This window comes from Pseudenhygromyxa sp. WMMC2535 (assembly GCF_011083025.2).
In genome coordinates this window covers 9,343,121-9,368,096 of sequence record NZ_JABJWV010000001.1, presented here as the reverse complement: position 1 = coordinate 9,368,096, position 24,976 = coordinate 9,343,121, and the positions used below count along the sequence as shown (strand labels likewise).

Annotated in this window: 19 protein-coding genes; 7 read left to right on the top strand and 12 right to left on the bottom strand. The window is 69.3% G+C overall.

Going from position 1 to position 24,976, the window contains the following annotated elements; genetic code table 11:
• Positions 1-8 precede the first annotated feature (8 nt).
• From G6O69_RS36170 to G6O69_RS36145, 6 genes are read right to left on the bottom strand one after another with little or no spacing between them, the layout of a single operon-like run.
• Positions 9-824 (bottom strand): PH domain-containing protein, encoded by an 816-nt coding sequence (locus tag G6O69_RS36170; RefSeq protein WP_172308025.1) that lies wholly within the window; start codon positions 822-824, stop codon positions 9-11.
• Entirely contained in the window at positions 817-1,401 is a 585-nt protein-coding gene (locus tag G6O69_RS36165) for a PH domain-containing protein (RefSeq protein ID WP_346017129.1), read from the bottom strand. The genes G6O69_RS36170 and G6O69_RS36165 overlap by 8 nt, the downstream gene beginning before the upstream one ends.
• A 30-nt stretch (positions 1,402-1,431) precedes the next feature.
• On the bottom strand, positions 1,432-2,208 hold the full coding sequence (locus G6O69_RS36160; RefSeq protein ID WP_172308024.1) for a beta-ketoacyl-ACP reductase: 777 nt from the start codon (positions 2,206-2,208) through the stop codon (positions 1,432-1,434).
• Positions 2,209-2,248: 40 nt separating this feature from the next.
• Entirely contained in the window at positions 2,249-3,298 is a 1,050-nt protein-coding gene (locus G6O69_RS36155; RefSeq protein ID WP_172308023.1) for a 3-oxoacyl-ACP synthase, read from the bottom strand.
• Positions 3,295-4,767 carry an alpha/beta hydrolase gene (locus G6O69_RS36150; RefSeq protein WP_172308022.1) on the bottom strand — a complete coding sequence of 491 codons (1,473 nt, stop codon included), beginning with the start codon at positions 4,765-4,767 and terminating at the stop codon, positions 3,295-3,297. Before G6O69_RS36150 ends, G6O69_RS36155 begins: the two co-directional genes overlap by 4 nt.
• Positions 4,764-5,831 (bottom strand): alpha/beta hydrolase, encoded by a 1,068-nt coding sequence (locus G6O69_RS36145; RefSeq protein WP_172308021.1) that lies wholly within the window; start codon positions 5,829-5,831, stop codon positions 4,764-4,766. Before G6O69_RS36145 ends, G6O69_RS36150 begins: the two co-directional genes overlap by 4 nt.
• A 157-nt stretch (positions 5,832-5,988) precedes the next feature.
• Between G6O69_RS36145 and G6O69_RS36140 the strand changes: the two genes are divergently transcribed.
• Positions 5,989-7,956 carry a methyl-accepting chemotaxis protein gene (locus G6O69_RS36140; protein WP_172308020.1) on the top strand — a complete coding sequence of 656 codons (1,968 nt, stop codon included), beginning with the start codon at positions 5,989-5,991 and terminating at the stop codon, positions 7,954-7,956.
• A gap of 82 nt (positions 7,957-8,038) precedes the next feature.
• Complete coding sequence (locus tag G6O69_RS36135; protein WP_172308019.1) at positions 8,039-9,487, top strand: TolC family protein; 1,449 nt, start codon at positions 8,039-8,041, stop codon at positions 9,485-9,487.
• A 192-nt stretch (positions 9,488-9,679) separates the two neighbouring features.
• Here the strand turns inward: G6O69_RS36135 and G6O69_RS36130 are convergent, their stop codons facing one another.
• Complete coding sequence (locus tag G6O69_RS36130; RefSeq protein WP_172308018.1) at positions 9,680-10,969, bottom strand: hypothetical protein; 1,290 nt, start codon at positions 10,967-10,969, stop codon at positions 9,680-9,682.
• Between the two features lie 348 nt (positions 10,970-11,317).
• Between G6O69_RS36130 and G6O69_RS36125 the strand changes: the two genes are divergently transcribed.
• On the top strand, positions 11,318-11,587 hold the full coding sequence (locus G6O69_RS36125) for a hypothetical protein (protein WP_172308017.1): 270 nt from the start codon (positions 11,318-11,320) through the stop codon (positions 11,585-11,587).
• Between the two features lie 20 nt (positions 11,588-11,607).
• Here the strand turns inward: G6O69_RS36125 and G6O69_RS36120 are convergent, their stop codons facing one another.
• The 5 genes from G6O69_RS36120 to G6O69_RS36100 all read right to left on the bottom strand — a co-directional run bounded on the left by G6O69_RS36120 (position 11,608) and on the right by G6O69_RS36100 (position 16,194).
• On the bottom strand, positions 11,608-12,396 hold the full coding sequence (locus tag G6O69_RS36120) for a hypothetical protein (RefSeq protein WP_172308016.1): 789 nt from the start codon (positions 12,394-12,396) through the stop codon (positions 11,608-11,610).
• Between the two features lie 18 nt (positions 12,397-12,414).
• Complete coding sequence (locus tag G6O69_RS36115) at positions 12,415-12,750, bottom strand: hypothetical protein (protein WP_172308015.1); 336 nt, start codon at positions 12,748-12,750, stop codon at positions 12,415-12,417.
• A 176-nt stretch (positions 12,751-12,926) separates the two neighbouring features.
• Positions 12,927-14,141, bottom strand: coding sequence for an ABC transporter permease (locus tag G6O69_RS36110; RefSeq protein WP_255215969.1), 1,215 nt, complete (start codon positions 14,139-14,141; stop codon positions 12,927-12,929).
• Entirely contained in the window at positions 14,141-14,836 is a 696-nt protein-coding gene (locus G6O69_RS36105) for an ABC transporter ATP-binding protein (RefSeq protein WP_172308421.1), read from the bottom strand. The genes G6O69_RS36110 and G6O69_RS36105 overlap by 1 nt, the downstream gene beginning before the upstream one ends.
• Before the next feature lie 71 nt (positions 14,837-14,907).
• Positions 14,908-16,194 (bottom strand): efflux RND transporter periplasmic adaptor subunit, encoded by a 1,287-nt coding sequence (locus G6O69_RS36100; RefSeq protein WP_172308014.1) that lies wholly within the window; start codon positions 16,192-16,194, stop codon positions 14,908-14,910.
• Between the two features lie 386 nt (positions 16,195-16,580).
• On the opposite strand from G6O69_RS36100, the gene G6O69_RS36095 reads away from it, so the two are divergent.
• The 4 genes from G6O69_RS36095 (at position 16,581) to G6O69_RS36080 (ending at position 23,913) form a co-directional block, all read left to right on the top strand.
• Positions 16,581-17,552, top strand: a complete 972-nt coding sequence (locus G6O69_RS36095) for an FHA domain-containing protein (protein WP_172308013.1) — start codon at positions 16,581-16,583, stop codon at positions 17,550-17,552.
• Between the two features lie 78 nt (positions 17,553-17,630).
• Positions 17,631-19,490, top strand: a complete 1,860-nt coding sequence (locus G6O69_RS36090; protein ID WP_172308012.1) for an efflux RND transporter periplasmic adaptor subunit — start codon at positions 17,631-17,633, stop codon at positions 19,488-19,490.
• Between the two features lie 143 nt (positions 19,491-19,633).
• Complete coding sequence (locus G6O69_RS36085) at positions 19,634-23,419, top strand: efflux RND transporter permease subunit (protein ID WP_172308420.1); 3,786 nt, start codon at positions 19,634-19,636, stop codon at positions 23,417-23,419.
• Positions 23,416-23,913: a cupredoxin domain-containing protein gene (locus G6O69_RS36080; RefSeq protein WP_172308011.1), complete on the top strand. Its 498-nt coding sequence runs from the start codon at positions 23,416-23,418 to the stop codon at positions 23,911-23,913. The genes G6O69_RS36085 and G6O69_RS36080 overlap by 4 nt, the downstream gene beginning before the upstream one ends.
• The last annotated feature ends 1,063 nt before the right edge of the window (positions 23,914-24,976 follow it).

Below are 24,976 nucleotides of genomic sequence, written 5' to 3'. Positions count from 1 at the left end.
GTGCCGTCCTAGGGCGAGGGGAGGGAAGGGGATGAAGATGTTGCCGCGGCCTGGTGCATCGCGCGAGCCTCGTCGCGGATCAGCGCGAGGACCTCGAGCAGCTCGGCCTGGCTGGGCGCGGGCTCGCTGGTCCCGGGTGCCAGCGCGTCTGGGTGCGCGTCACCGCGTTCATCGTGATCGTCGTGATCATCGTGATCGTCGTGATCACCGAGGCCCGCGTCCCGCAGGCCGCGGAGCCGGGCGAGCATCATGTCGCGGATGCCCTCGGCATCATCGACCCCGCGCAGCAGGCCCATGTGCATGGAGAAGCTGCCGGGGCCCTGCTTTTCCGGGGCCGCGCCGCCGCCTCCAGCGGTCTGAACGCGCAGATCCGCGATGCCCAGGATGCGCTGGATCGGGCCTTGGGTGATCGAGATGTTCTGAATGTTGGCGAAGGTCATGGTCATCTCGCGCACGCGGACGACACCCTCGCGGATCCGCAAGCTGCGGTCCGTGACCTTGTACCAGCGCATCTCGTAGTCGAGGCGGAGGATCAGATAGGAGACGGTGGCCACGCACGCGTAGACCAGCGAGGCGGCGACGCCCAGGCCGATGTAGAGCCCGGTGCCGCCGAGGTTGGCCTCGCGCAGCCCGGCGATCGCGGCCCCGGTCACGATGACGAAGCTCGTGAGCAGCCCGAGCTGGCCGATCCCCCAGGTGATCAGCAGATAGGTGAAGTAGGCCGGCGCCGCGCGGAACACCCGGAGGTCGCGGCCGATCGCGGCTTGCGGCTCCGGGGGGACGGCGAGCAGGGCGATGAGCTTTTGCTTGAGCGCTTCAACCATCGCCGCGGGCCTCCCCCGCGGGGCTCCCAGCGGGCCGCTGAGGGGCCTGGCTCTCGAGTAAGGCACGGGTTGCCTGGAGCTCGCCATGGATCTCGCGCAGCAAGGCCACGGCCTCGCCGGTGGCCAGGCCCGCGCCGGCGCTCGTGGACCCCGAGCCCGCGCCGGAAGCCGCGCCGAGGGCCTTGCCGCCGGCTCGCTGGCCACGCATGCGCGCGTAGAGAAAGTCGCGGACGGCCTCGAACTCGCGCAGGCCCTCGATGGTCATCTCGGCCGAGGCGCTGCCCGAAGCGGTCTGAATCTTGATGTCGGCCAGGCCGAGCCAGCGCTGGAAGACGTTGGACGAGAGGTGGATGTCCTGGATGCGGGCGTAGGTCAGGTTGATCTCGTGGCGAAACAAGATCCCCCAGCGCATGCCCACGCCCTCGTCGTCAAAGCGGTAGCGCAGGGTCTGGTAGCGAAAGAGCAGGAGCGGGAGGGTGACGAAGAAGGCCGGCGCCGTGACCAGGACCCGCAGCATGTAGAGCTTGAGCAGGTTCTGGTGCGGGCGCTCGATCGCGTAGATCTGTTCGCTGTCCACGGTGCCGGCCTCGAGTTTGATCAGGTTCGATCAGGAGCCGACGACCATGCCGCCGTCGACGCTCAGCGTGGTCCCGCTGATGAAGCCCGAGTTCTCGCTGGCCAAGAACACGTAGGCGCGGGCGATGTCCACGGGCTCGCCGATGCGGCCCACGGGGGTGTGCGAGACCATGCCCTGGAGCACGTGGTCGGGCATCTGCTTGACCATGGCGGTGGCGATGAAGCCGGGGGCCACGGCGTTGACGGTGATCCCGTAGCGGCCGAGCTCGCGCGCCCAGACCTTGGTCATGCCGATCACGCCGGACTTGGCGGCCACGTAGTTGGTCTGGCCAAAGTTGCCGTAGAGGCCGACGACCGAGGAGGCGTTGAGGATGCGCCCGTACTTGGCCGCGATCATGTGCGGGGTGACGGCGCGGGTGCAGTTGAACACGCCCTTGAGGTTGACCGAGATGACGGCGTCGAATTGCTCGTCGCTCATGATCTTGACGACCTCGCCGCCCTTGGCCTTGACGAGCTGGCCGTCGCGGAGGATGCCGGCGTTGTTGACCAGCACGTCGACGCGCCCGTGGGCCTCGATGATCTTGGCGACCGCGGCGTCGACGGCCTCGGACTTGCTGACGTCGACGGACTGGAATTCCGCCGTGCCTCCGGCCTCGCTGATCTCGGCGACGAGGGCCTTGCCGGCCTCCTCGGCGAGGTCCCAGGCGACCACGTGGTAGCCGGCGCTGGCGAATTCCTGGGCGGTGGCCAGGCCGATGCCGTTGGCCGCGCCGGTGATGATGGCGACTCGTTTGCTTGCTGCGTTCATAATTCGTCGTGTTTGGGGGTTTAGAGCTCGAGCTCGATGGTCAGGAGACGGGGCCCCAGCGGATCACGGAGGCCGACCAGGCGTAGCCGATGCCGGCGGCGACCATGACCATCAGGTCCCCGTCTTTGAGCAGGCCGCGGCGCTCGGCCTCGACGCAGACCAGGGGCTGGTCTTGCTGGCCGATGTGCCCGTAGTCCTCGAGGTAGAAGGTCTGATCCTCGCGCATGCCGAGCTCGCCGAGGACATAGCGGTGGGCCGAGCGCTTCATGTGCAGGATGTTCAAGAAGTCGATGTCGGCGCGGGTCAGCGCGGCCGAGCCGGGCCCCGCGCTGGGGCTGCGGGCCAGGGCCTGGTCGACCACGGCCAGGAAGTTGGCCATGGACTTCTTGTCGAGGCGGTCCTTCATGCCCTCGGGGTCGGTGACGTCGAGGGCGCGGCCGCCGGTGCCCAGGGGCTCGTCGAAGCGGGGATCGACGGTCCCGCCCTTGGGCACGACCACATCGAGGGAGAAGCTCCCGTCGGTGATCACCGCGCTCCCGAGCACGCGGTTCTTGGCGTGGCCGCGGCGCAGGATCAGCGCCCCGCCGCCGGCGCTGAGGTTGGTCAAGAAGCGCGCCCGCGGGTTGCTGAAGTCGACGTAGTCGCAGTTGCGGTAGCCGCCGGCGATCAGCACGGTCTCGATGCCCGGCGAGGCCAGCATCATCGCCCGCGCCATCTCGATGGCGGCCATGGTCGTGCCGCAGCGCTGCTGGACGTCGATCGCCCACGCCCGATCCGCGCCGAGGTCGTAGGCGAGCTTGATGCCCGCCGTCCACAGCGGGTACTCCTTCCACTCCTCGGTCGTGCACAGCACGAGGTCGATCTCGCTGGCGTCGATGCCCGCGCGCTCGAGGGCGTCGCGGGCCGCGAACAGGCCCATGGCGTTGGTGTGATCGTCGGGCCCGGGCAGGGGCTTTTGGTGGATGCCGAACTTCTCGCGGATCACCGCCTCGGGGATGCCCGTGGCCTCGGCGATGTCGGCCGAGCTCAGCTTGGCCGCGGGCACGTAGGCCCCGGCCGCGACGATACCGACCCAGTCAGCTTCGCTCATTGCTGAAGCCACCCGATCATCGTCTCGAGGGCCGTGGGCTCCCAGCCGAGCTCGAGGTGGTTGACGCCCTCGAGGACCGCGGCCTCGCCGAGCTGGCCGATGCCGTCGGGGGCGGCGCAGGAGTCGACGAAGACCACGCCGTCGCTCGGCCCCGAAATCTCGTTGGGGAAGCCGACCATGTAGTCGAGCGCGCTTTGGACCTCACCGCACAGCAGGTAGGTCTGGATGGTGTCGGGGATGCCCATCTCGACCATCTCCTCGACGACCGAGCCCTGATCGATGGTGAACTCGATACCCTTGCCGACGGCCGTGGTCCCGGCGTAGGCGTCCTCGCCCCAGTAGGTCGAGAGGCTGTCGACGACGGCGTAGGGGCCCAGGCCGCTGTTGGCGAAGAGCGGCAGCGGGTAGTCGTCGACCCACATCGACTGCATCTGCGCCTGGCCGCGGAAGTAGTAGCCGCCGGCGGTCTCGTAGACCGCGTACTCGCTGCGGTCGACGGTCTGGAAGTTGATGATCTGCTCGTGGTGCGGGGTCGGGCCGTGGGCGGTGCCGGGCGGCCACACGCTGAGGTTGTTGCCCGAGCCGTAGCGGAACAGGTAGTCGAAGCCGAGGTTGGGGCCGCCGATCAAGATCAGCTTGCGGACGTCCTCGCCGTGGCCCTCGCCCCAGTCGTCGTGCATGCCGGTCGCGTACATGCGGGCCGCGAACGCGCCCTTGGACCAGCCGATCACGTCGACCTTGTCGGCGCAGGTCTGCTCGCGGATGACCTGGACCGCGGCCTCGATCTGCTCGATCCACATGTAGTTGTCGCCCTGCTTGTTGGGGAACACGAGCGCGGCGACCGGGATGCCGGCGTTGACGAGGGCCTGCATCAGGCCTTCGTCGGGGCAGGTCGCGTCGCCGCAGCCGTAGGCGCCGAGCAGGTTGGGGTTGGCGTAGGCGCGGTCGGGGGGATCGTCGGCGCCGTGGACCAGGAGCACGGGGGTCGCGTCGAGGCTGCCCCAGCCCGGGGCGTACTGGAGCACGATCTCGTCGGGCCCGGGGGTGGGGTCGAGGTCGAAGAACTCGAGCTGCTGGTCGGCCTGCTCGCTGCGCTCGTCGGGGAAGAAGGGGTCCTCGGGGATCTCCGGGCTGTCGATGCGCCAGCGCTCGGCCGAGGCCCAGCCGTTCTCGGCGCTCTCGTAGACCGCCTCTTGGGTCAAGTTGGGGACGACGCCGTTTTGGCAGGCGTCCTCGCTGCCGGTGTCGGTCTCGCTGCCGGCGTCGGTGGTCGCCGTGTCGGTGGACTCGGCGTCGGAGGTCGCGGTTTCGTCGCCCGCGTCGGTCTCCGTCATCGCGCCGCTGGTGCCGATCTCGTCGTCGCCCTCGTCGCCCGAGCCGCCGGCGCAAGCGCTCAGCGCGAGCAAGCTCGCCGTCGCCAGCCCAGTCAGGCCGCTCAGGCCACGCTTGGTCGAGCTGGTGGTGCTCACGAGTTCACCTCTGCCAGGAAGGCCCCGAGCTCGCGGAGGAACTCGTCCTCCTTCTCGATGTGCAGGGCGTGGCCGCAGTCGCTGAAGCAGACCTCGCGGTAGCTGCCGCCGTGGGCCTGGTAGGCGTCGAGCACCGCCCGGGTCTGGGCGATCATGGGCTGGGCCGGGTAGACATCGGCGCCGGGCCAGCCAGGCACCGCGCCGAGCTCACCGAGCACGCCGAAGTCGAACATCGAGCGATCGGAGACGATCTGGTCGCCCTCGCCGCGCATCCACAGCACCGGGGGCTTCTCGGCGATGTCGGCGAAGCCACCTTGGTTCATGTACTTGGGCGACAGGGCGTTGTTCATGCCCTTGCTCCCCGGGGCCACGCCGGGCCAGTTGGACGAGGGGGTCATGTCGCCGGGGTAGTGCTCGGGGCCGACCGTGGTCTCGAGCATGCCGCTGAGGTAGGCCTCCTCGCGCTCGGCCTCGATCTCGAAGCTGGGCAGCCAGTAGAAGTTCTTCATCACGTTGCGCGGCGAGACGGGCTGGTCCGCGCTGCGATCCTTGGCGGCGATCAACTCGCAAAATTGTGGGTTGGCCGTGCCGCCGCCGGAGCCGGCGAAGTCCTCGTAGCAGGGCGTGCCGTCGAGGCCCTTGGTCCCGCCGAAGCCGAAGGGCGAGCCCGGGTTGAGCAAGGTCAGCGAGGCCACGCGCCCGCCGTGATCCATGGCGAGCTGCATGGCCACGTTGGCGCCGGCCGACCAGCCAAGGACGTGGGCCTTGGCGTCGGAACCCAACCCCAGGGCCTCGCTAGCGAGCAGGGCCGCGAGATCGTCGGACATGTCACGCATGCCCCGGGTGGCGTCGATGGCCTTGGCCTGGCTGCGGCCGTAGCCGCGCATGTCGGGGGCGATTACGAAGTAGCGCTCGGCGAGCTTGGCCTGGACGCGATCGAAGAACACCCCGCTCGAGGCGTTGCCGTGAACGAGCAACAGCGGCGGGTTGGCGGGATCGCCAGCGATCCAGGCGTGAACATCTAAACGATCGGTCGACAGGATTCGGGACTCGGGCGCGGTCATGGTCGCGGCGACCCTGGCATGAGCGGGCCCGCTTGTCGCCTGGTCTGACGACCAGCCCTCGGCAGGGCCGCGCTCGATCTTTCACAGGGGCGCGAACGCGAGGCGATCCGTGCGAACATTGGTGCACGCCCATGATGGGCGTCGCGCCTGCGCTCTCATGAACGAGACCCGAGCACGAGTCGACCAGAGCCTCGCCCGCGCGATCCTCCGGTTGGGGATCTTCGATCTCACGGCGATGGCTGCCGCGAGCTTCGAGTGGCTCGGCATGGGTCTCGCCGACGCGGCGCCCTTCTTGGTCGCGAGTTTGTTTCGTGTGCCCGTGTGGACGTTGTTGCTGTGGCGATTGATGGCCCCCGCGCGGGCGTGGCGGGTCAAGGCGCCGGTGCTTCACGCGGACGAGCGGGTGCTGCGCACGGACGCGGACTTTCAACGTCTGCCCGATCGCTTCGCCATGGGCTACGTCTGCACCTGGGTGCTCGCGGAGTGCGGCGTGTTGGCGTGGTGCCTCGTCCTCGCCGGCCGGGGCTCTCCTGGCCTCGCAACCGTGGATCTGCTGGCGGGCCTGTTGCTCATGGGCTCGATCGTCTGGCCGAGCCTGGTCCTGCTTCCGCCGCTGCTCGAGGGGGCGTTGCGCAAAGAGCACATCGAGGTCAGCGCCGAGATCGTCGAGCGCGAGCTCGACTCGGGGCGACGCCCGCGGAGCATCCACGCGAGCATCGCGGTGTTTGGCGCGTCGGTGATGTTGGGGGTGGTGTTCGCGGTCATGGGCGCGGGCTGCCTGTGGCACGCCGAGCGCGTGCGCGAGGCCGCGGTCGCCGAGCAGCTGCGCCGCGCGGAGGTCGGGGCGCTGCGCTTCGCGGCCACGGGCGAGCTGCCCGAGACGCTGCGCCTCGTCGAGCCCGGGCTCGCGCCCAGCGTCGTCCTCGCGGCGCTGGCGGCCCGCGAGGATCCCGAGTCTGGCGTGGGTTTTTATGACGCGCAACGCGATCGAGTCTTTGGCGCCGCGACGCTGCGCGGAGGCGAGATCGTGATCGCCTGGGTCGAGCCCGACTTGGATCTGCTCTCGCTTTTCTCGGGTATGTTGCTGACCTTTGGCTCGATCGGACCAGCGGTGTGGCTGGCCGCGCGCCTGCAAGGTCGGCGGATCTCGGAGCGCCTCGAGACGCTGCGTCGCTCGGCGCAGCGCTTCGTCGAAGAGGGCGAGCTGCGGGCGCTCGAGCGCATCGTGCCGCTGCACGACGACGAGATCGGGCGGCTGGCGCTGCAGTTCAACGGCATGCTCGACATGCTGACCGAGCTCAACTTGGCGGCGGAGACCGTCGCTCAGGGGGATCTTCGCGTCCACCTCGCGCGGCCCGGCGAGCTCCACGAGGCCTTTCGGGGGATGATCGCCCGGCTGGGCGAGGCGGTCTGGGAGCTGCGCGAGACCTCCCTGGAGCTGGGCTCGGCGGCCGTCGAGATCCACGACCTGAGCCGCCGCCACGACGACGCGGCGCGGCACCAGGCGGTCACGGTCCGCCAGATCGAGGACTCCGTGGGATCGCTCGCGGCGTCAGCTTCGCGGATCGCCGAGACCGCCCGCGGAGTGCTGCTCGATGCCGATCGCTCCGTGGTGACCACCGATGAGATGATCGCGCGGATCTCCGCGCTGCGCAGCCAGACCGCGAGCATCGACGAGCTCCTCGAGGTGATCCGCGAGATCGCCGACCGCAGCGATCTGCTCGCGCTCAACGGCTCGCTCGAGGCCGTGCGCGCCGGCGAGGTGGGCCGGGGCTTTGCGATCGTCGCGGCCGAGATGCGCCGCCTCGCCGAGCAGGTCGCCGGCGCCCTCGACGACGTGCGCGGGCGGGTCGCCAACATCGAGGCCGCCGGTGCGGGCACGGTCGCGGCGACCGAGGGCAGCCGCGCCTTGGCCGAGCGCACCGCGAGCGCGGCGCGATCGATCTCCGAGCTCACGCGCGAGCAGAGCGACCAGACCGAGCAGGCCTCCCAGGGGATGCACGAGGTCGCCGAGGCCGTGGCGTCCACGGTGATCTCGACGGCGCAGACCCGCAGCGCGGCGGAGGGCCTGCGCGTCCAGGCCAACAGGCTAGAGGCGCTGCTGGCGAGGTTCGAGATGGACTGAGCGGCTGAACACCTGCGTGGGCGAGGGCGCGGCGCTAAGCTTGGCCGATGCACCCCGGCAGGCCGCAGGGACGAGGTCGAGCGTGAGCGCGGGTCGACGTGTCCTCGTCGCGCTGGGCGTGTTGGCGGCGAGCGGCTGCGCGGCCGCGGGCGAGCGGGCGCTGCGGGCAGACCTCGCCCGGGCGGGGGATACCCTCGCGGACCTCCCTCCGGCAGCGAGCGAGGACACGGGAGAGCGAGCCGAGCCCAGCCAGGACGCGCCCGCGCCGAGCTTCGACGGCACGCCCCAGGGCTACGTCGACTACGCGCTGCTTCACAGTCACGAGCTGCGCGCGGCCTGGGAGCGCTGGCGGGCGGCCACGCACCGCATCGCCCGCGAGCGTCGCCTGCCCATGCCCAAGCTCGAGTACGCGATCTTCGTGTCGCCAGTCGAGACCCGCGTGGGTCCGCAGCGCCACCGCCTCGCGGTCCGCCAGCGCTTCCCCTGGCCGGGCGAGCTCGTGGCCGGCGCGGACGCGGCCGCGGCCACGGCTCGGGCGAGCCAGCGCGAGTTCGAGGCGGCGGCCTTGGAGGTCCGCGCCCGCGTGCTCCGGGCCTACTGGCGGCTGTGGCTGGTCCGCCGCACCCGAGGCGTCGCGCGCGAGCAGCTCGAGCTCTACGCCGGCATGGCCGAGCTCGCCCGCGGGCGCGTGGAGGTGGGCCAGGCCGAGCTCGCCGACGTCCAGCAGATCGATCTCGGCCAGGCCCGGCTCGCGGATCAGGTGATCGGCTTCGACGAGCTCGAGCGCGAGGCCGCGGCCGCGCTGATCGCTGCCCTCGCGGCGCCCCCCGACACGCCCACGCCCACCCTCTCCTCGGCCCCGGCCCTCGAGCTGCCCGAGGCCGAGGAGAGCGAGCTGCGGGCCGCGTTGAACGATCACCCGCGCATCGATCGTTGGCAGGTCCAGGCCGAGGCCGGCGACCTGCGCGTGAAAGAAGCCCGCAACGCCCGTGCGCCCAGCTTTTCCGTGGGCGTCGACTGGATCGAGGTCGGCCCCGCGCGCACCGAGGGCGTGGCCGACTCGGGCAAAGACGCCGTGATGATCGGCGTGGGCCTCGAGCTCCCGCTGTGGCAGCGCAACTACGCCGAGGATCAGCGCGCGGCCGAGGCCGAGGCCGCCGCGGCGCGCTCCGAGTGGGCCTCGGCCCGCGACCGTGCCACCGCAGAGCTGGGCGCGACCTTGGCCCGGCTGCGCGACAGCGCTCGTCGGGCCGCGCTCCACGAGCACACGCTGCTCCCCCAGGCCGAGGGCGCGCTCGAGTCGACAATGGGCAGCTACGCCAGCGGGCAGGGCCAGCTCAGCGCGGTCTTCTTGGCTCAGCGGGCGCTGCTGGAGCTGGAGCTGGAGCTGCTCGAGCTGCATGCGGCCCACGCCGTGGCGTGGGCGGAGCTCGAGCGGGTGGTTGGGCGCGGCGTCGCGGGGGTACCCGCACAGGGCCACGGAGTCGACGCGAATGGGGATGGAGCGGGCGGCGACAAAGCGGGAGAGTAGTGGGGGAACGTGTGGATGGGCGAATGAGCGACACCTCATGAATGACTGTGTCGACCGGCGCCTGCGACGACTATCATGGCGGTATCGTCTGCGATGACAGCTGGTACTCCGACGGCACGTGTGACTGTGAATGTACGAATTGGTTCGATGCGGACTGCCTTTGAGGGGAGATTTGCTTGCTGAGCGAAGGGATCAGTCGGGGACGCGGTGGCCGGCGAAGTAGCGGGTGCCGGGGACGTGCTCGCGGACGATGGGGTTTTCGCGGATGGCTTTGACGAGGGCCTTGCCGCCGGCGCGGTCGACATGATCCGCGTCGACCCACAGGCCCTGGAGGTCGACGCCGGTGTAGGTCTCGAGGGTGTGGCGGAGCTGGTAGACCTGGAAGGGGCGGATCTCGTCGCGGTCGAGCTCGGTGGCGAGGGCGTCGAGGCGCTCGCGGAGATCGAGGGGGCGGCCGTGGAGGAGGGCGATTGTCGGCGGGAAGGGGGCGACGGCTCGTTCGAGGCGTTTGGTGAGGGCGGCGAGGTCGGGCCGGAGGCGCTCGCTGAAGGCGGGGAGCGTCGCCAGGGCAGGTAGCGCGCGCTGGAAGTAGGTCCACGGCCTGTGATAGCGGGGGTCTTCGTCGCTCGGGGTGAAGGCGGCGAAGATCTTCAGGCCTTCGCGCAAGGTCGCAGGGGTGCCGGCGTGGGCGAGGGCGAAGATGATGGTCTCCTGCCAGCGTGGATCAGGATGATCAGGATGATCAGGATGATCAGGGTGATCAGGGTGATCAGGGTGATCAGGGTGATCGCCGGGTTCGATGAGGCGAGGCGCGAGGCGCTGGACCAGGGCGAGGAGCTGAGAGACGGGGGCGGCGTCGGCGAGGATGCGCGCGGCGGCGAGGTCGAAGTGATGGTCGGGCTCGTTGGTGTCGAGGGCGGTGAAGACGGCCTTGCTGAGGCCGTCGAATTCGCCGAGGTAGGCGTCCTGGATGGCGGCGGCCAGGCGATGCCATGGATCGCCGTGGGGATCGGCGGAGCCGTCGAGCCAGGTGGTGTAGTCGTACTCGTCGAAGCCGTGGACGTCGTCGTCGTCATCGTCATCGTCATCGTCGTCGTCGTCGTCGTCGTCATCGTCGAAGGCGCCGGTCGAGCTGGTGCGGCGGGAGATGCCGAGGATGGCGCAGCAGCGGTCGATGACTTCGTCGCAGTAGGCGTCGTCGATGGAGATCAGCAGCTCTGGGGGCAGGGGATCGTCGGTGGGGCGATGGGCCGAATATGGATGGTTGGGAAAGCTGGAGGGGACGGGGTGGCCCAGGAAGTAGCGGCAGCCGGGGAGGTAGCGCTCGAGTTCGTCGGGTGAGTTGAGGAGGCGCTCGGCCTCGGCGGCGGCCTGAAGCGGGAGCGGGAGACCCTTGGGTCCGAACCAGGAGGTGCAGTCGATCCCCGTCGTGGCTTCGTGGAGCCGTCGATGTCGGTGTAAAAATGCTGTGTCTGAATTCATGATCGCTTCTGCGAGGAGGCGGATGGAGAATGGCTCGCCAAATCGTAGGCTTGTCCGGGGTCCGTGAGCCTCGTAGAGATGGCGCCATGTGTTCACGGCCTCCTCGATGACGGGAAAGTCTTCTCCACAGTAAAATCGCTCGGAAATGCTGTTCTTCGCTCCGTGAGGAAGAAGCACTTCGCCGAGCAGAATTGGAATCATGCCGACTTCCTTGCGGGCAGGTGTGCGAGCTACCTGGGAATAGAGCTGGAGGACCAAAGGGATGGTCCAGCTCAGTCCGCTGTTGAGCAAGGCCCAAGCCGCGTACATGGTGGTCCACCAAATCCCGGGAGAAGCCTGTAGGGTCCTGTGAGCGAGCCTGTGGAGACGGAGGTCGTCGTAGGCGAACCCGAGGAGTTCGTACGCCTCGGCGCTGATCCATGCGCTCTCATCGAGGGTGCATCGGGCTTCGACGACGGTGAGCCCCGAGCGGTCACCTCGTCGCAGGCGCTCGATGGCGGCGATGAGGGGAACTGCTGTGTTGTCGTGATTGAAAACTTGGGCGGCGTGAGCGTCGAAGTCCTTGGGGAGGATGTAGTGGTAGCCCAAAGCCCGTGGGTCGAGGGCTCCTGGAAATGACGAGCTGAGGTCTCCCCTCTTCATGTCCCTATCCTCGAGTTCCAGATTGTCGAAACTTTGCTATGTATTTTTGTGAGCTCGTCATCGACTTTCATACACTCGTCAGAGAGCTCCGTGTCATGGATGAGGTTGCCCTCGCTGAATTCGTTTCCTGGGCAGCCTCCGGCAGCCTGGGGGACGCGGTGGTTAGTCTTGGATTCTGGGAGATATCCATATTTAATTTGATAATCTTTGCGGTATTCTCCCCACTCATGTTCGATTTTTTCGGTTGAGCCTGGAGGCGTGACTCGGTAGACATTGCAAGGCGGCTCCGGCAAGCTCTTGCAGCCGAGCTCTCGGGCCCTGGAGACCGCAGCCTTGCGCTGCTCGAGCTTCTCCCAGCGGGCAATCAGCTTGTCTTCTCGGTGCCTCAGTCGCTTGAGCCCTTTCTTGTTGGAGGCGTGGACATCCGGGAGATCGTCGATCGCCTGCTCGATCTCGGGTAGCTCATCCAGGCAGTACCACTCATCCTCGCTCACGACCGGCGCAGGGCTCCTATCCTCGTTCTTCTGCCCCTCATGCAGGGGCTGCCCACAGCACTCGCAGCGCGGCTGATCCTCGTTGCCGCCGCCGGCCCCACTGACGCTCGTGCTGCCCACGGCGGCCATGGGCGGCGTGTTCCCCGGTGAGTCATGGTTGGAGGTGGCGATGTCGAGGTGACGGCAGAGGTTCTTGCCTTTGACGACCAGCACGCACCAGACGTGACCTTCGGGGTCGGTCCAGCTCGTCGGTGTGGCGGCGTGAACGAGGGTGTTTGTCGTGACGTACAAGCTCGCAGTCCGTGGTGCTCAGTTGATCGTCCCGCCGCGGATCCGGTGGCTCCCGGACGCCTTGCTGGAGATCCTCCGGCCCTCGATGGCGACGCGGCCGTCGGCGCCGAGGGTGATGCTGGCCCGGCCGCAGCGCAGGGTGAGCGACTCGCCGGCGGACAAGAGCACGCGGTGTCCGTCGAATTCGAGGCAGCGCGGCGAGTCGGCGTGTTCGGCTTTGGCCACGGGCTCGCGGCGCGTGCGTCCGAGGATCAGCGGGTCGTCGAGCTGGCCGGCGATGAACGACACGATCACCGTCTCCCCCAGGTCGGCCTCGCCGAGCTCGATCGAGGACTCGGCTGGCAGTAGCTGCACGTCGCCAGCGAGGAGCGTCAGCGCGCCGTGCCCTACGAAGCCAAGCACTCTCGTCCCCGCCTGGATCCCGCCTTTCCCCATAGAGCCACACTCATGGCCATCGTCGACGGCACATTTATAGCCGATCTCGTGGCACGCGGGACGTCCTTTTTCCGATGACGAGGGCGCGCCCCCGCTCACTCGTGGCGCAGCGCGTCGATCGGGTTGAGCCGCGCCGCCGTGCGGGCCGGCACGAAACCGAACACCACGCCGATGCTCGCCGCGACCGCGAAGGCCAGGAGCGTGACCTCGGGCGAGAGCACCAGCGGCATGCCGAGCTGGCGGACGGCGATCACCGTGCCGATGATCCCCAAGATCACCCCGAGCAGCCCGCCGAGCAGGGAGAGCACCAGGGCCTCGACGAGGAACTGCAACAGGACCTCGCTGCCGCGGGCGCCGATCGCCAGGCGCACGCCGATCTCCCGGGTCCGCTCGGTGACCGAGACCAGCATGATGTTCATGATCCCGATCCCGCCCACGAGCAGGCTGACGGCGGCGATCGCCCCGAGCAGGGCGGTCAAGGTCGCGGTCGTGCCCGAGAGCGCGTCGGCGAGCTCTTGCATGTCGCGGACGTTGAAGTCGTCTTCTTCGTCGGCGCGCACGGATCGACGCTTGCGCATCAGCGCCTCGATCTCGGCCTTGATCTGGGTGCTGGTCCCGTCCTCGAGCGCGCTCACGTAGATCATCGAGACGTCGTCGTCGCCGATCAGCCGGCGCTGGACGGCGGTCAGCGGCATCAAGACGACGTCGTCTTGGTCCATGCCCAGGGCCTGACCCTTGGACTCGAGCACGCCGATGACCTTGCAGGGGGCCCTGCCCACGCGCAGGGTGCTGCCCAGGGGCTCGTCGCCGCCGTTGACGTCGTAGAGCTCGTCGACGATGGTCTTGCCGAGGATGCAGACCGCGGCGCCGGCCATCTCGCCGTCGTCGAAGCCCCGGCCCTGGGCGATGATCAGGTTGCGGACCTCGAGCAGCTCGTTGCTCCCGCCGGTGATCGTGGTCGAGTAGCTGCCGCTGCCGCGGATGACCGTCTCCGAGGTCGAGGCCGTGGGCGCGACGGTGATCCCGGGGATCTGCGCGCGCATGGCCTTGGCGTCGGCGAGGGTCAGGGCCTCGGCGGCCGAGGGCGTGGCCGACATGCCGCGGCGGTCGACGCCGGGCATGACCATGAGCATGTTGGTGCCCATCTCCGCGATCTCCTGGGTCACGCTCAGGCTCGCGGCCTGGCCAAGCTGGACCATGGCGATCACGCTGGCGACCCCGATCACCACGCCGAGCATGGTCAGCAGCGAGCGGACCTTGTTGCGCCAGATCGCGTCGAGGGCGAGGATCAGCGTGTTCCACAGGATCATCATCCCAGCACCTCCCGAGGCGGGCCGTCGGCGACCACGCGGCCGTCGCGGAACATGATCACGCGGGGGACGACGTCGATGATCAGCTCGGGCTCGTGGGTGATCATCACGATGGTGATCCCGCGCTCGCGGTTGAGCGCCTCGAGCAGGCTCATGATCTCGCCGCTGCGCTTGGAGTCGAGGTTGCCCGTGGGCTCGTCGGCGAGCAGCAAGGAGGGGTCGCTGACCAGCGCGCGGGCGATGGCGACGCGCTGCTGCTGGCCGCCGGACAGCTCGTTGGGCATGTGCCCGGCGCGCTCGGCCAGGCCGACGCGATCGAGGGCCGCGAGCGCGAGCCGGCGCCGCTGGCTGCGGCGGTAGCCGCGGTAGATCAGCGGGAGCTCGACGTTGTCGAGGGCGCTCGTCCGCGCGAGCAGGTTGAAGCTCTGGAACACGAAGCCGATGTAGTTGCGGCGCAGCAGCGCGAGCTGGTCGCGGCTGAGCTCGCCGACGTCGACGCCGCGGAAGGCGTAGCGCCCGGCGGTGGGCGTGTCGAGGCAGCCCAGGATGTTCATGCAGGTCGACTTGCCCGAGCCGCTCGAGCCCATGATCGCCACGAACTCGCCGTCGTGGATGTCGAGGTCGACGCCGTCGAGGGCCCGGACCTCGGCGTCGCCGCGGCCGTAGATCTTGTAGACGCTGCGCAGCTCGATCAGCGTGGGCTGGGGCGCGGCGCCCGGCCCTCGCTGGTCCTCGGCCGGGTCTGCGTCGCTCGGGGCGTCCACGCTCAGTTTGCTCCCTCGCCCTCGCCCTCGCCGATCAAGATCAGCTCGCCTTCGGACAGCTTGTCGTCGTCGACGGCGATCCAGTCGCCGTCGCTGGCCCCGGCGTCGATGGCCACGCGGACCGGCTGGGCGACGCCGAGCTCGTCCTCGCGCAGGACCCAGATCGCCGAGCCCGAGGCGTGCTTCTTCTCCATGGGCGGCGGCCCGAAGCCGAACCCGGCGCGCTCCTCCTCGGGCGGGGAGAAGCGCAGCGCGGCGATCGGCACGCGCAGCACGTCGCGCTCGGTGCCCACGGAGATCGTCGCCGTCGCGGTCATGCCGGGGCGCAGCAGGGCCTCGCTGTTGTCGACCTCGAGCTCGGCGGTGTAGGTCACGACGTTGCCCGAGGTCTCGGGCGCGAGGTGGACCTTGGTGACCTTGGCCGCGAACACGCGCTCGGGCCAGGCGTCGACGTAGAAGGTCGCGTCCTGGCCGACCTGGATGCGCCCGACGTCGGCCTCGTCGATGGGCAGCTCGAGCTTCATCTGCTGGAGGTCGGCGGCGATGGTGAACAGCTCGGGGGTCTGGAAGCTCGCGGCCACGGTCTTGCCCGGCTCGATGTCGCGGGTCAGGACCACGCCGGTGATCGGCGCGTTGATCTCGGCCTTGGAGATCTGGATCTCGATCTGGTCGAGGGCGGCGCGGGCGAGCTGGAGCTGGGCGCGGGCGCGGGCGAGGGAGGCGACGGCGAGTTCGTGGCTGGTCTCGCTCTGCTCGACCTCCTCGCTGGACACGACCCCGGAGGCGTTGAGCCGGCGGGTGCGGGCGAGCTGGAGCTCGGCGTCGCGGAGGCTGGCCTTGGCCGAGGCGAGGTCGGCCCGGGCCGAGGCCTGGGTGGCCTTGGCCTCGCGCTTTTGACTCTCGAGGCTCTCGAGGTCGAAGCGCGCGAGCAGCTGCCCGGCCTCGACGCGATCGTCTTCTTCGACCTCCACGCTGGCGACCAGCCCGGAGATCTCGGCGCCGACGGTGACGCTCTGTTCGGGCTCGAGGGTGCCGGTGGCGTCGATGGTCACGTCGATGTCTCCGCGGCCGAGCTCGACGGTCTGCCAATTGGGCGGAGGGCTGTGGTCCTGGCTCGTCCACAGCACCACGGCGGCGACGAGGGCCGCGATGATCACGAGGGCGATGAACCAGCGCAACAGCCGCTTGCGACGGTGTTGCTTGCCAGCGCCGAGCGTGGCGAGGACCTCGTCGGAGGACGACGCGGTCGAGGGGGCAGACGCGGGTGGGCGTGTCGACGAGTCGAACACGCCAGATATCTACTCCAAAACTCGGGGCTGGGTGCCGGCATAGGCTGCACGAGCGGCGAGCGATACGATTCTTAACATGGAGTGAGGTGTGGCGCCTCGTGCCTTGGCGCTGCACAGAAGCCAAGAACGCGGCGGTAGCGAGACGTGAATATGGAGACACAGGCTCTGGAGCCAGGAGATTGGTCGATTGAGTGTTTGCCCGCGTCGATGTCTCGCCGCGGGCGAGGGGCGCGATACCGAACTTGCGCCATACCAACGGCGGGGTCGTGTGATTGGGGCCGACTCGAGTAAGGCGAATTCGCCCCCAAACTGGGGGTTGGGCCACGAATTACGCCAATTGCGCTGCGTTGACAGCTGGAAGCCACCCTCGATAGCGTCGCGCAACGATGCTGCGTTGGCGACTCGATCTCGAGGCTGGAGGGGGCTATGTGCTCCCCTCCGGCGTGACTGTTGTCGGCCGAAGCAGCGCCCGCGACATCGTCTTCGATGACCCCTCGGTGAGCCGGCGACAGCTCCTGCTGCACACGCGCGCAGACGGCGTGGAGCTGGTCCGGATCGGGCGACGAACAACGAGCTGTAACGGCGTGGCCTTCGAGGGCGAACACCTGGCAAAGGCCGGCGATCGTCTGGCCATCGGCGGGCGCGTGTTCGCCTCGCTGCGGGCGGTCCCTGCCGACGGTCAGGAGGCGTGCTGGTTGCTGCGTCTCGACGGCGGCCCGGCGATCGGGTTGCCGCGGCGGCCGTTCTCGATCGGCGGCGGGGCGGGCGACGACCTGCGCATCGCCGGCTGGCCGGGGGGCGCGCTGCGGCTCTACGACGTGGATCGCGTGGTGCTCATCGAGCTCTCGGCGGCGCAGCTGCTGGCCATGGGCGAGCGGCCGCGCTTCGACGTCGAGGGTCTGGCGCGGCTGATCCCGGATCGGACCGTGAGCATCGGCGGTCACACCCTCGAGATCGTCGCCACGCCGCCGCAGCGCGAGCGCATCGCCAAGCTCGACGAGCAGCCGACGGCGCTGCACCTCGAGCGCTACGAGCGGGGTGGGGCGCTGCACCTCGAGCGTGGTGGCCTGCGCCGCTCCGTCTACCTGACCCCGCGTCGCTTCGCGCTCCTGCGTGCGCTGGTCTCCCCGCCGCCGCCGCTGGCTGCGGGGGAGGGCGTGGAGGTGGAGGCGCTGTGTCGGGCGGTCTGGCCGCGGGACGCGAGCAAGGACGAGACCGACCTCAACGTTTTGGTGTATCGGGTCCGGCGGGCGCTGCTCTTGGCGGGCCTCGACGCCGACGAGTTCGTCCTGCGCGAGCGCGAGCAGAACAAGGTCTGCGCGCCGATCGCCGGGCACGCGCGCGCGATCGTCGATTGAGCCCGCCTCCTAGCTGGGCGACGGCTGAACACCTGCCTGGGCGTGGGCGTTCGCAGACCTGGAGGTTAAACTTGGCGGATGCAGGGCGGCGCATCGTCTTGGCGCGACGCGGCTCCGGCGGCCTGGCTCCCTTGGCTGCTGATCCCGATCATCGCGCTGTTGGCCTTTGCGTTGGGCCGCTGCGCCCCGGAGCCGGTCGTGGACGCCGCGGCGGACCACGACCAGGGCGAGGGGGGTGAAGAAGAAGGGGAGGGCGAGGAGATCTGGACGTGCTCGATGCACCCGCAGATCCGCCAGCCCGAGCCGGGCCAGTGTCCGCTGTGCGGCATGGATCTGATCCCTCTGGGCGATCTCGATGACGCGGGCGGCGGCGCCAGTGATGTGGTCGCGCTCAGCGATCGCGCCCTGGCGCTGGCCCAGGTCGAGACCGTCGAGGTCCGGCGCATGGCCAACCCCGGCGTGGATCTACGCCTGCTCGGCCGCGTGGACGTGGACGAGAGCCGGACGCGCAACGTCAGCGCGTGGATCGGCGGCCGCGTCGACGAGCTGAAGGTCCGCGAGACCGGCTCGGTGGTCCGCCGCGGCCAGGTCATCGCTCGGCTCTACAGCCCCGAGGTCTACGCCGCCCACCAGGATCTGCTCACCGCCTCGCGCCAGGTCACCAAGCTCGCCGGGGCCAGCGAGCTCGCGCGGACCTCGGCCGAGCGCGCGCTCGAGGCCGCTCGCGAGCGCCTGAGCCTGCTCGGCCTGCCCGACGCCGAGATCGACGCCATGGCCAAGGAACAAAAGCCGCGCAAGTCCGTGGCGATCCGTACCGACTACGGCGGCACGGTGATGGAGCGCCAGGTGACCCAGGGCCAGTACGTCGACGCGGGCACGGTGCTCTATCGCGTCGCGGATCTCTCGCGGCTGTGGGTCCAGCTCGACGCCTACGAGGCCGACCTCGCCGCGCTGATGGAGGGTCAGAGCGTGGAGCTCGAGGTCGAGGCCCTGCCCGGGGAGCGCTTCACGGGCGAGGTCGCGTTCATCGATCCCCTGGTCGACCCTCGCCGCCGGGTCGCGCGGGTCCGCGTCGAGGTCGACAACCGCGCGGGCAAGCTGCGCCCCGGGATGTTCGTCGAGGCCGTGGTCCGCGGCGAGCTCGGCGAGGGCGAAGGCGAGGGTGCGCGCCAGCGGCCGCTGATGGTCCCCGCGAGCGCGGCCCTGTTCACGGGCAAGCGCTCCTTGGTCTACGTCGAGCTCGAGCGGGCGCACTACGAGCCGCGGGTTGTCGAGCTCGGCCCGCGCATGGGCGAGTACTACCCGGTGGTCGCGGGCCTGAGCCCCGGCGAGCACGTGGTCGTGCACGGGGCGTTCATGATCGACGCCGACCTGCAGATCCGCGGGGGCGGGAGCATGATGACCCAGGACAACGCGGACCCAGGCGAGGGCGCCGAGCCGGGGGCGCGGGTCGAGCTCGCGGCCGCGGCCGCGGCCGAGCTCGCGGCGGTGGTCGACGGCTACCTGGGCATGCAGGTCAGCCTCGCCGACGACGACTGGACGGCCGCCAAGCAGGCCGCGCAGCGCATGGCCGACGCCGCCGCGGAGCTCGACGCCGAGGCGCTCTCGCCCGAGGCCGCCGCGGCCTGGACCCCGCTGGCCACGGCCATCGAGCGGCGCGCGCGAGAGGCCGCGAGCTCGACCGCCATCGAGGGCGCTCGCGGGGCCTTCCTCGAGCTCAGCGCGCACACCAAGGCGATCCTCCAGATCTTCGGCAACCCCCTCGACCGCCCCCTGCACCTGGCCTACTGCCCCATGGCCAACGCCGACGAGGGCGCCGAGTGGATCCAGGCCGGGGAGGCCGTCGACAACAGCTACTTCGGGGCGAGCATGCTGACCTGCGGCGAGCTGCGGGCCAGCGTCGCCCCTGGCGAGTACCTGCTGCGGGGAGGGCCGTGAGCGCGGGCGAGCGGCCGGACGCCGTATCCGGAGAGCTCGGCGAGATCGGTGAGCGCGGCGAGCTCGGCCCGGCGAGGCCCGAGCGCGCGGGCGAGGACGACGCGGACGCGCCCGAGGCCCTCGTCACCAGCGGCTGGTCGCGGGTGCTGGGATGGTTCGTCGACAACCGCCTGGCGGTGCTCGTGCTCGTCGCGCTGATCGCCCTCGCTGGCGTGTGGGCGGCCCCCTTCGACTGGGACACCGGCCCCCTGCCTCGGGATCCGGTGGCCGTCGACGCGCTCCCCGACCTCGGCGAGAACCAGCAGATCGTGTTCACGCAGTGGCCCGGGCGCTCGCCGCGGGACGTCGAGGATCAGATCACCTACCCGCTGACCACCGCGCTGCTCGGGGTCCCCGGCGTCGAGACGGTGCGCAGCGCCTCGGCCTTTGGCTTCTCGACGATCTACGTGATCTTCGCCGACGACGTCGACTTCTACTGGTCGCGCAGCCGCGTGCTCGAGAAGCTGGCCGCGCTGCCGCCGGGGACCGTCCCCGAGGGCGTCTCGCCCACCTTGGGCCCCGACGCCACGGCCCTCGGCCAGGTGTTTTGGTACACCCTCGAGGGCCACGACCCGAACACGGGCGAGGTCGTGGGCGGCTGGGATCTGCACGAGCTGCGCTCGGTCCAGGACTGGACGATTCGCTACGCGCTCCAGTCCGTCGAGGGCGTGTCCGAGGTCGCCTCGGTCGGCGGCTACGTCCAGGAGTATCAGGTCGACGTCGACCCCGAGGCCCTGCGCGCCCAGGGCGTGACCCTGGATCAGGTCGCCCGGGCCGTGGGCGGCTCCAACCTCGACGTCGGCGCGCGGACCCTGGAGATCAACCGCGTCGAGTACCTGGTCCGCAGCGTCGGCTTCGTCGAGGACATGGCCGACATCGAGGAGGCCGTGGTCGCCAACCGCGAGCACACCCCGATCCGCGTGCGCGACGTGGCCCGGGTCGGCCTCGGCCCGGCCCAGCGCCGCGGGGCCCTGGACGACGCCGGGGCCCAGGTCGTGGGCGGGGTGGTCGTGGCGCGCTTCGGCGCCAACCCGCTGTCGACCATCGCCGCCGTCGAGGCGCGCCTCGCCGAGATTCAGCCCGGGCTCCCGCGCAAGACCCTGGCCGACGGGCGCGAGAGCCAGGTGGTCGTCGTGCCTTTCTACGACCGCACGGTGCTCATCGGCGAGACCCTCGACACGCTGTCCACGGCGCTGTGGCAGGAGATCCTGGTCACGGTGATCGTCGTGCTGATCCTGCTGCGCGGGGTCCGAAGCTCGCTGCTGATCTCGGCCATGGTCCCGCTCGGGGTGCTCGCGACCTTCGTGGTCATGAAGCTCGCCGGGGTCGACGCCAACATCATGGCCCTCGGCGGGATCGCCATCGCGATCGGGACGATGGTCGACATCGCGATCGTGTTCACCGAGAACATCAGCACGCGCCTCGAAGAGGGCGCGAAGGCCAGCGCCCTCCTCGGGGCAGGGCAGGGCGTGCTCGACATCGAGGCGCGCGGCCAGATCACCCGCCGCGCCGCCGGCGAGGTCGCGCCCGCGGTGCTGACCTCGGTGCTGACCACGGTCGTCAGCTTCTTGCCGGTCTTCGCCCTGAGCGCGAGCGAGGCCCGGCTGTTCGTGCCGCTGGCCCTGACCAAGACCTTTGCGATGCTCTGCGCCCTGGTCCTGGCGCTGATCTTGCTGCCCGCCGCAGCGACCTTGGTCCTGCGCCCTCGCCGAGTCCGCGCCGGTGGCCTGGCTGGGCTGCTGCGCTCCGACGCCGCCCGGGAAGACCCGGAGCGCTCGGAGTCCGTGCGTCGGATCGGGCCGTCGGACCTGGTCCGCTTCGCGTTGCTGGCCGCCGTGGGATTGGCCCTGGCCCTGGACTGGATGCCCCTCGGTCCTGGCGCGGGCGCGGTCGCCAACGCGGCCTTCGTGGGCCTGCTGCTGGCCGTGGTCCTGCTCGCCCTGCGCGCCTTCATGTGGCTCTACCCGGCGCTGCTCGAGCTCTTCTTGCGCCACAAGGCCGCCTTCTTGGTCGCCCCGCTGGTGGTCGTGCTCGCCGGGCTCACGGCCTGGCTGGGCTTCGAGCGCGTGTTCTCGTGGGCGATCGCCGACGACGCGGGCGAGCGCGGGCGGGTAGCGCGAAGCTTGGACGCCGCAGCCCCGGGTCTGGGCCGCGAGTACATGCCGGCCTTCGACGAGGGCGCGTTCTTGTACATGCCCACGACCATGCCCCACGCCTCCGTGGGCCAGACCCTCGAGATGCTCCAGCAGATCGACGCGGCGATCGCCGCGATCCCCGAGGTCGATCGCGTGGTCGGCAAGCTCGGGCGGGTCGACAGCGCCCTCGACCCGGCGCCGGTCTCGATGATCGAGACCGTGATCACCTACCTGCCGGAGTACCGCGTCGAGGCCGACGGCAGCCGCGTCCGCCAGTGGCGCGAGCACATCCATGGTCCGCGGGATATCTGGGCCGAGATCGTCGCCGCCGCCGACATGCCCGGGCTGACCTCGGCGCCGGTGCTGATGCCGATCAACGCCCGCGTGGTGATGCTGCAAAGCGGCATGCGTGCGCCCATGGGCGTGAAGATCTCGGGCCCCGATCTCGAGAGCATCGATCGCTTCGGCCGCGACCTCGAGCACGTCCTGCGCGAGGTCGAGGGGATCCGCCCGGAGACCGTCTTTGCCGATCGCGTGGTCGGCAAGCCCTACCTCGAGATCGAGCTCGACCGGCGCGAGATCGCCCACCAGGGCCTGAGCGTGGCCGAGGTCCAGGGTCAGCTCCAGGTCGCCCTCGGCGGGGTCACGCTCACGCGCACCGTGGAGGGCCGCGAGCGCTACGCCGTGCGTGTCCGCTACATGCGAGAGGAGCGTGACTCGCTGCCGGCGATCGAGCGCCTGCCGATCGCCGTGGCCGGCCAGGACCCCGTGCCCCTCGGTCAGCTCGCCGACATTCGCTACGTCCGCGGGCCGCAGATGATCAAGTCCGAGGACACCTTCTTGACCAGCTACGTGCTCTTCGATCGCGTCGCCGAGGTCGCCGAGGTCGAGGCCGTGGAGGCCGCCCGCGCCAAGATCGACGCGGCGATCGCCGCCGGTGAGCTCGAGCTGCCCGCGGGCGTCAGCTTCCGCTTCGCCGGGACCTACGAAAACCAGCTGCGCAGCGAGGCGCGGCTGAAGGTGCTGATCCCCGTGGCCCTGGCCGTGGTCTTCGTGCTGCTCCAGCTGCAGTTTCGCCGCGTGCTGGTCACCTTGATGATCGCCTCGGGGGTCGCCGTGGCCGTCGCGGGGGCCTTCTTGTTGCTGTGGGCCTGGGGCCAGCCGGGCTTCCTGGCCGCGCAGCCCTTTGGCGTCGACCTGCGCGGGCTCTTTGGCGTGGGCACCGTCAACCTCTCGGTCGCCGTGTGGATCGGCGTGATCGCCCTGGTCGGGATCGCCACCGACGACGGCGTCGTCATGGCCACCTACCTGCGCCAGCGCTTCGATCGTCACCGCCCTGCGAGCGTGGCCGAGGTCCGTGCGCACACCCTTGCCGCCGGCGAGCGCCGCGTCCGGCCGTGCCTGATGACCACGGCCACCACCTTGCTCGCGCTGCTCCCAGTGATCGGCGCCCAGGGGCGGGGCAGCGACGTGATGGCGCCCATGGCCCTGCCGATCGTCGGCGGCATGCTCGTCGAGCTGCTGACCTTGTTCGTGGTCCCGGTGCTGTGGTGCGCGGTCGAGGAGCTCAAATTGCGCGTCAGCAAGGCGCCGAGCGTCGTCGAGGCGTCGGCGTCGGCGTCGGCGTCGGGGCCAGCGGCGCGCGAGCCCAGCGGCGCTCGAGACGAAGGTCTGGACAGGGATGACGGCCTGTCCGAGGATGAGACACCGAAGGACACGAGCGCCGACTCGAAGAACCCTGGAGACTCGACATGAACCGCACCATCCATCGCTGCCTCGCCGCCTCGCTCTTCGCCGCCGCGCTCATCGCCGCGCCTGCCTGTGACAAGGGCGGGGATCAAAAGGACGCCAAGGTCGAAGACAAGGCCGAGAAGGCCGAGGCCGCCAAGCCCGAAGCCGCCGAGCCCGAGCCCGAGCCCGAGCCCGCGGGGCACGCTGGCGGCGAGGCCGAGGCGAGCGCCTCCGCCACGGTGGACGCCGGCGCTCGCGTGGACATCGAGGTCGACGCCGGCGGCTATCACCCCGCCGAGATCACGGCGCCCGGAAAGTCCAAGATCACCTTGGCCTTCAAGCGCACCTCCGAGGCCGGCTGCGGCAGCGAGCTGGTGATCGCCGACATGGACGTGAAGAAGGACCTGCCCGTGGGGGAGACCGTGGAGATCGAGGTGGAGGTGCCCGAGAGCGGGGAGCTGGGCTTTGCCTGTGGGATGGACATGTACAAGGGCAAGGTCGTGGCTCGGGAGAGCTGAGCGGCTCGGGTGTCAGCGCGAGGGAGGGGCGGCTTGGGCTGCCCCTCTCTCTTTTGTGGTGTAAGGCGAGGAGTGGCCCGAGGTTGAAAGGAGCTCCGAAAGGCGCATCAGAGCTCACAGACGCTCGACGTGGGGACTCTTTCATTTGATCGTTGGCTTGTTGAAAATGAAGCATGCAAACGATCAAAGAATCGGCAGGGAAATACGGTGTGTTCATCTTTGTTGGACTCTTCATTTTACCCTCGTGGGCCTGTACGATGGTCCAGTTTTGTGACTCGATGCCTGATAAGTGTGTCGCGGAGGGGACGGAGAGTGGGGAGCCTGAGACGAGCGAGGGGGTGGGATCTGGCGAAGACACGGAGTCTGGCGAAGACACGGAGTCTGGCGAAGACACGGAGTCTGGCGAAGACACGGAGTCTGGCGAAGACACGGAGTCTGGCGAAGTCACGGAGTCTGGCGAGGCCACAGATTCGGACGAGGGGTACGAGGAGTCCGAGACAGGTGCGGACCAGTGCGATGGAGTCTGTGGGCTTCCAAATTGTGGTTCTTGTCCGAGTGAGCCAGTCATGGTTGATATCGGGACTGGTTTTATCGATAGTACCGAGGTCAGTAGGGGGCAATATAAAGCTTTTCTCGAGGTTGACTTCAGCGAAGTGGGGATCTCTGAGATTCTTCCCGGTGTTTGTACGTGGAAAAATGATTCTGAAGATTTTGTTCCCGCTTCTTTTGATTTTATGTCAAATTTGGAGTTTCCCGTTGTAAATGTGGATTGGTGTGATGCGCATGCATACTGCGAGTGGGCGGGGCGAAGGCTTTGTGGTAACGTGTATGGTGGGGCTGCTGATTTTGATGGACTTAGTGATCCTGTGAATAGTGAATGGTATAAGTCGTGTTCGAAGAATGGTTCTAAGGCTTACCCCTATGGCGGGACGTATGATGAGGAGGCTTGCAATAGTGACGGGTCTAGCTATATTGGGACGGCCCCTGTCGGATTTTTGGAGACGTGTGAGGGGGGGTATCTTGGGCTCTATGATATGAGCGGTAATGTGCGAGAGTGGACGAA

Coding starts and splice junctions, on each gene's coding strand:
- G6O69_RS36170 (WP_172308025.1), bottom strand. CDS start 824: ATGGTTGAAGCGCTCAAGCAAAAGCTCATCGCCCTGCTCGCCGTCCCC.
- G6O69_RS36160 (WP_172308024.1), bottom strand. CDS start 2,208: ATGAACGCAGCAAGCAAACGAGTCGCCATCATCACCGGCGCGGCCAAC.
- G6O69_RS36155 (WP_172308023.1), bottom strand. CDS start 3,298: ATGAGCGAAGCTGACTGGGTCGGTATCGTCGCGGCCGGGGCCTACGTG.
- G6O69_RS36145 (WP_172308021.1), bottom strand. CDS start 5,831: ATGACCGCGCCCGAGTCCCGAATCCTGTCGACCGATCGTTTAGATGTT.
- G6O69_RS36140 (WP_172308020.1), top strand. CDS start 5,989: ATGAACGAGACCCGAGCACGAGTCGACCAGAGCCTCGCCCGCGCGATC.
- G6O69_RS36130 (WP_172308018.1), bottom strand. CDS start 10,969: ATGAATTCAGACACAGCATTTTTACACCGACATCGACGGCTCCACGAA.
- G6O69_RS36110 (WP_255215969.1), bottom strand. CDS start 14,141: ATGATCCTGTGGAACACGCTGATCCTCGCCCTCGACGCGATCTGGCGC.
- G6O69_RS36095 (WP_172308013.1), top strand. CDS start 16,581: ATGCTGCGTTGGCGACTCGATCTCGAGGCTGGAGGGGGCTATGTGCTC.
- G6O69_RS36090 (WP_172308012.1), top strand. CDS start 17,631: ATGCAGGGCGGCGCATCGTCTTGGCGCGACGCGGCTCCGGCGGCCTGG.
- G6O69_RS36080 (WP_172308011.1), top strand. CDS start 23,416: ATGAACCGCACCATCCATCGCTGCCTCGCCGCCTCGCTCTTCGCCGCC.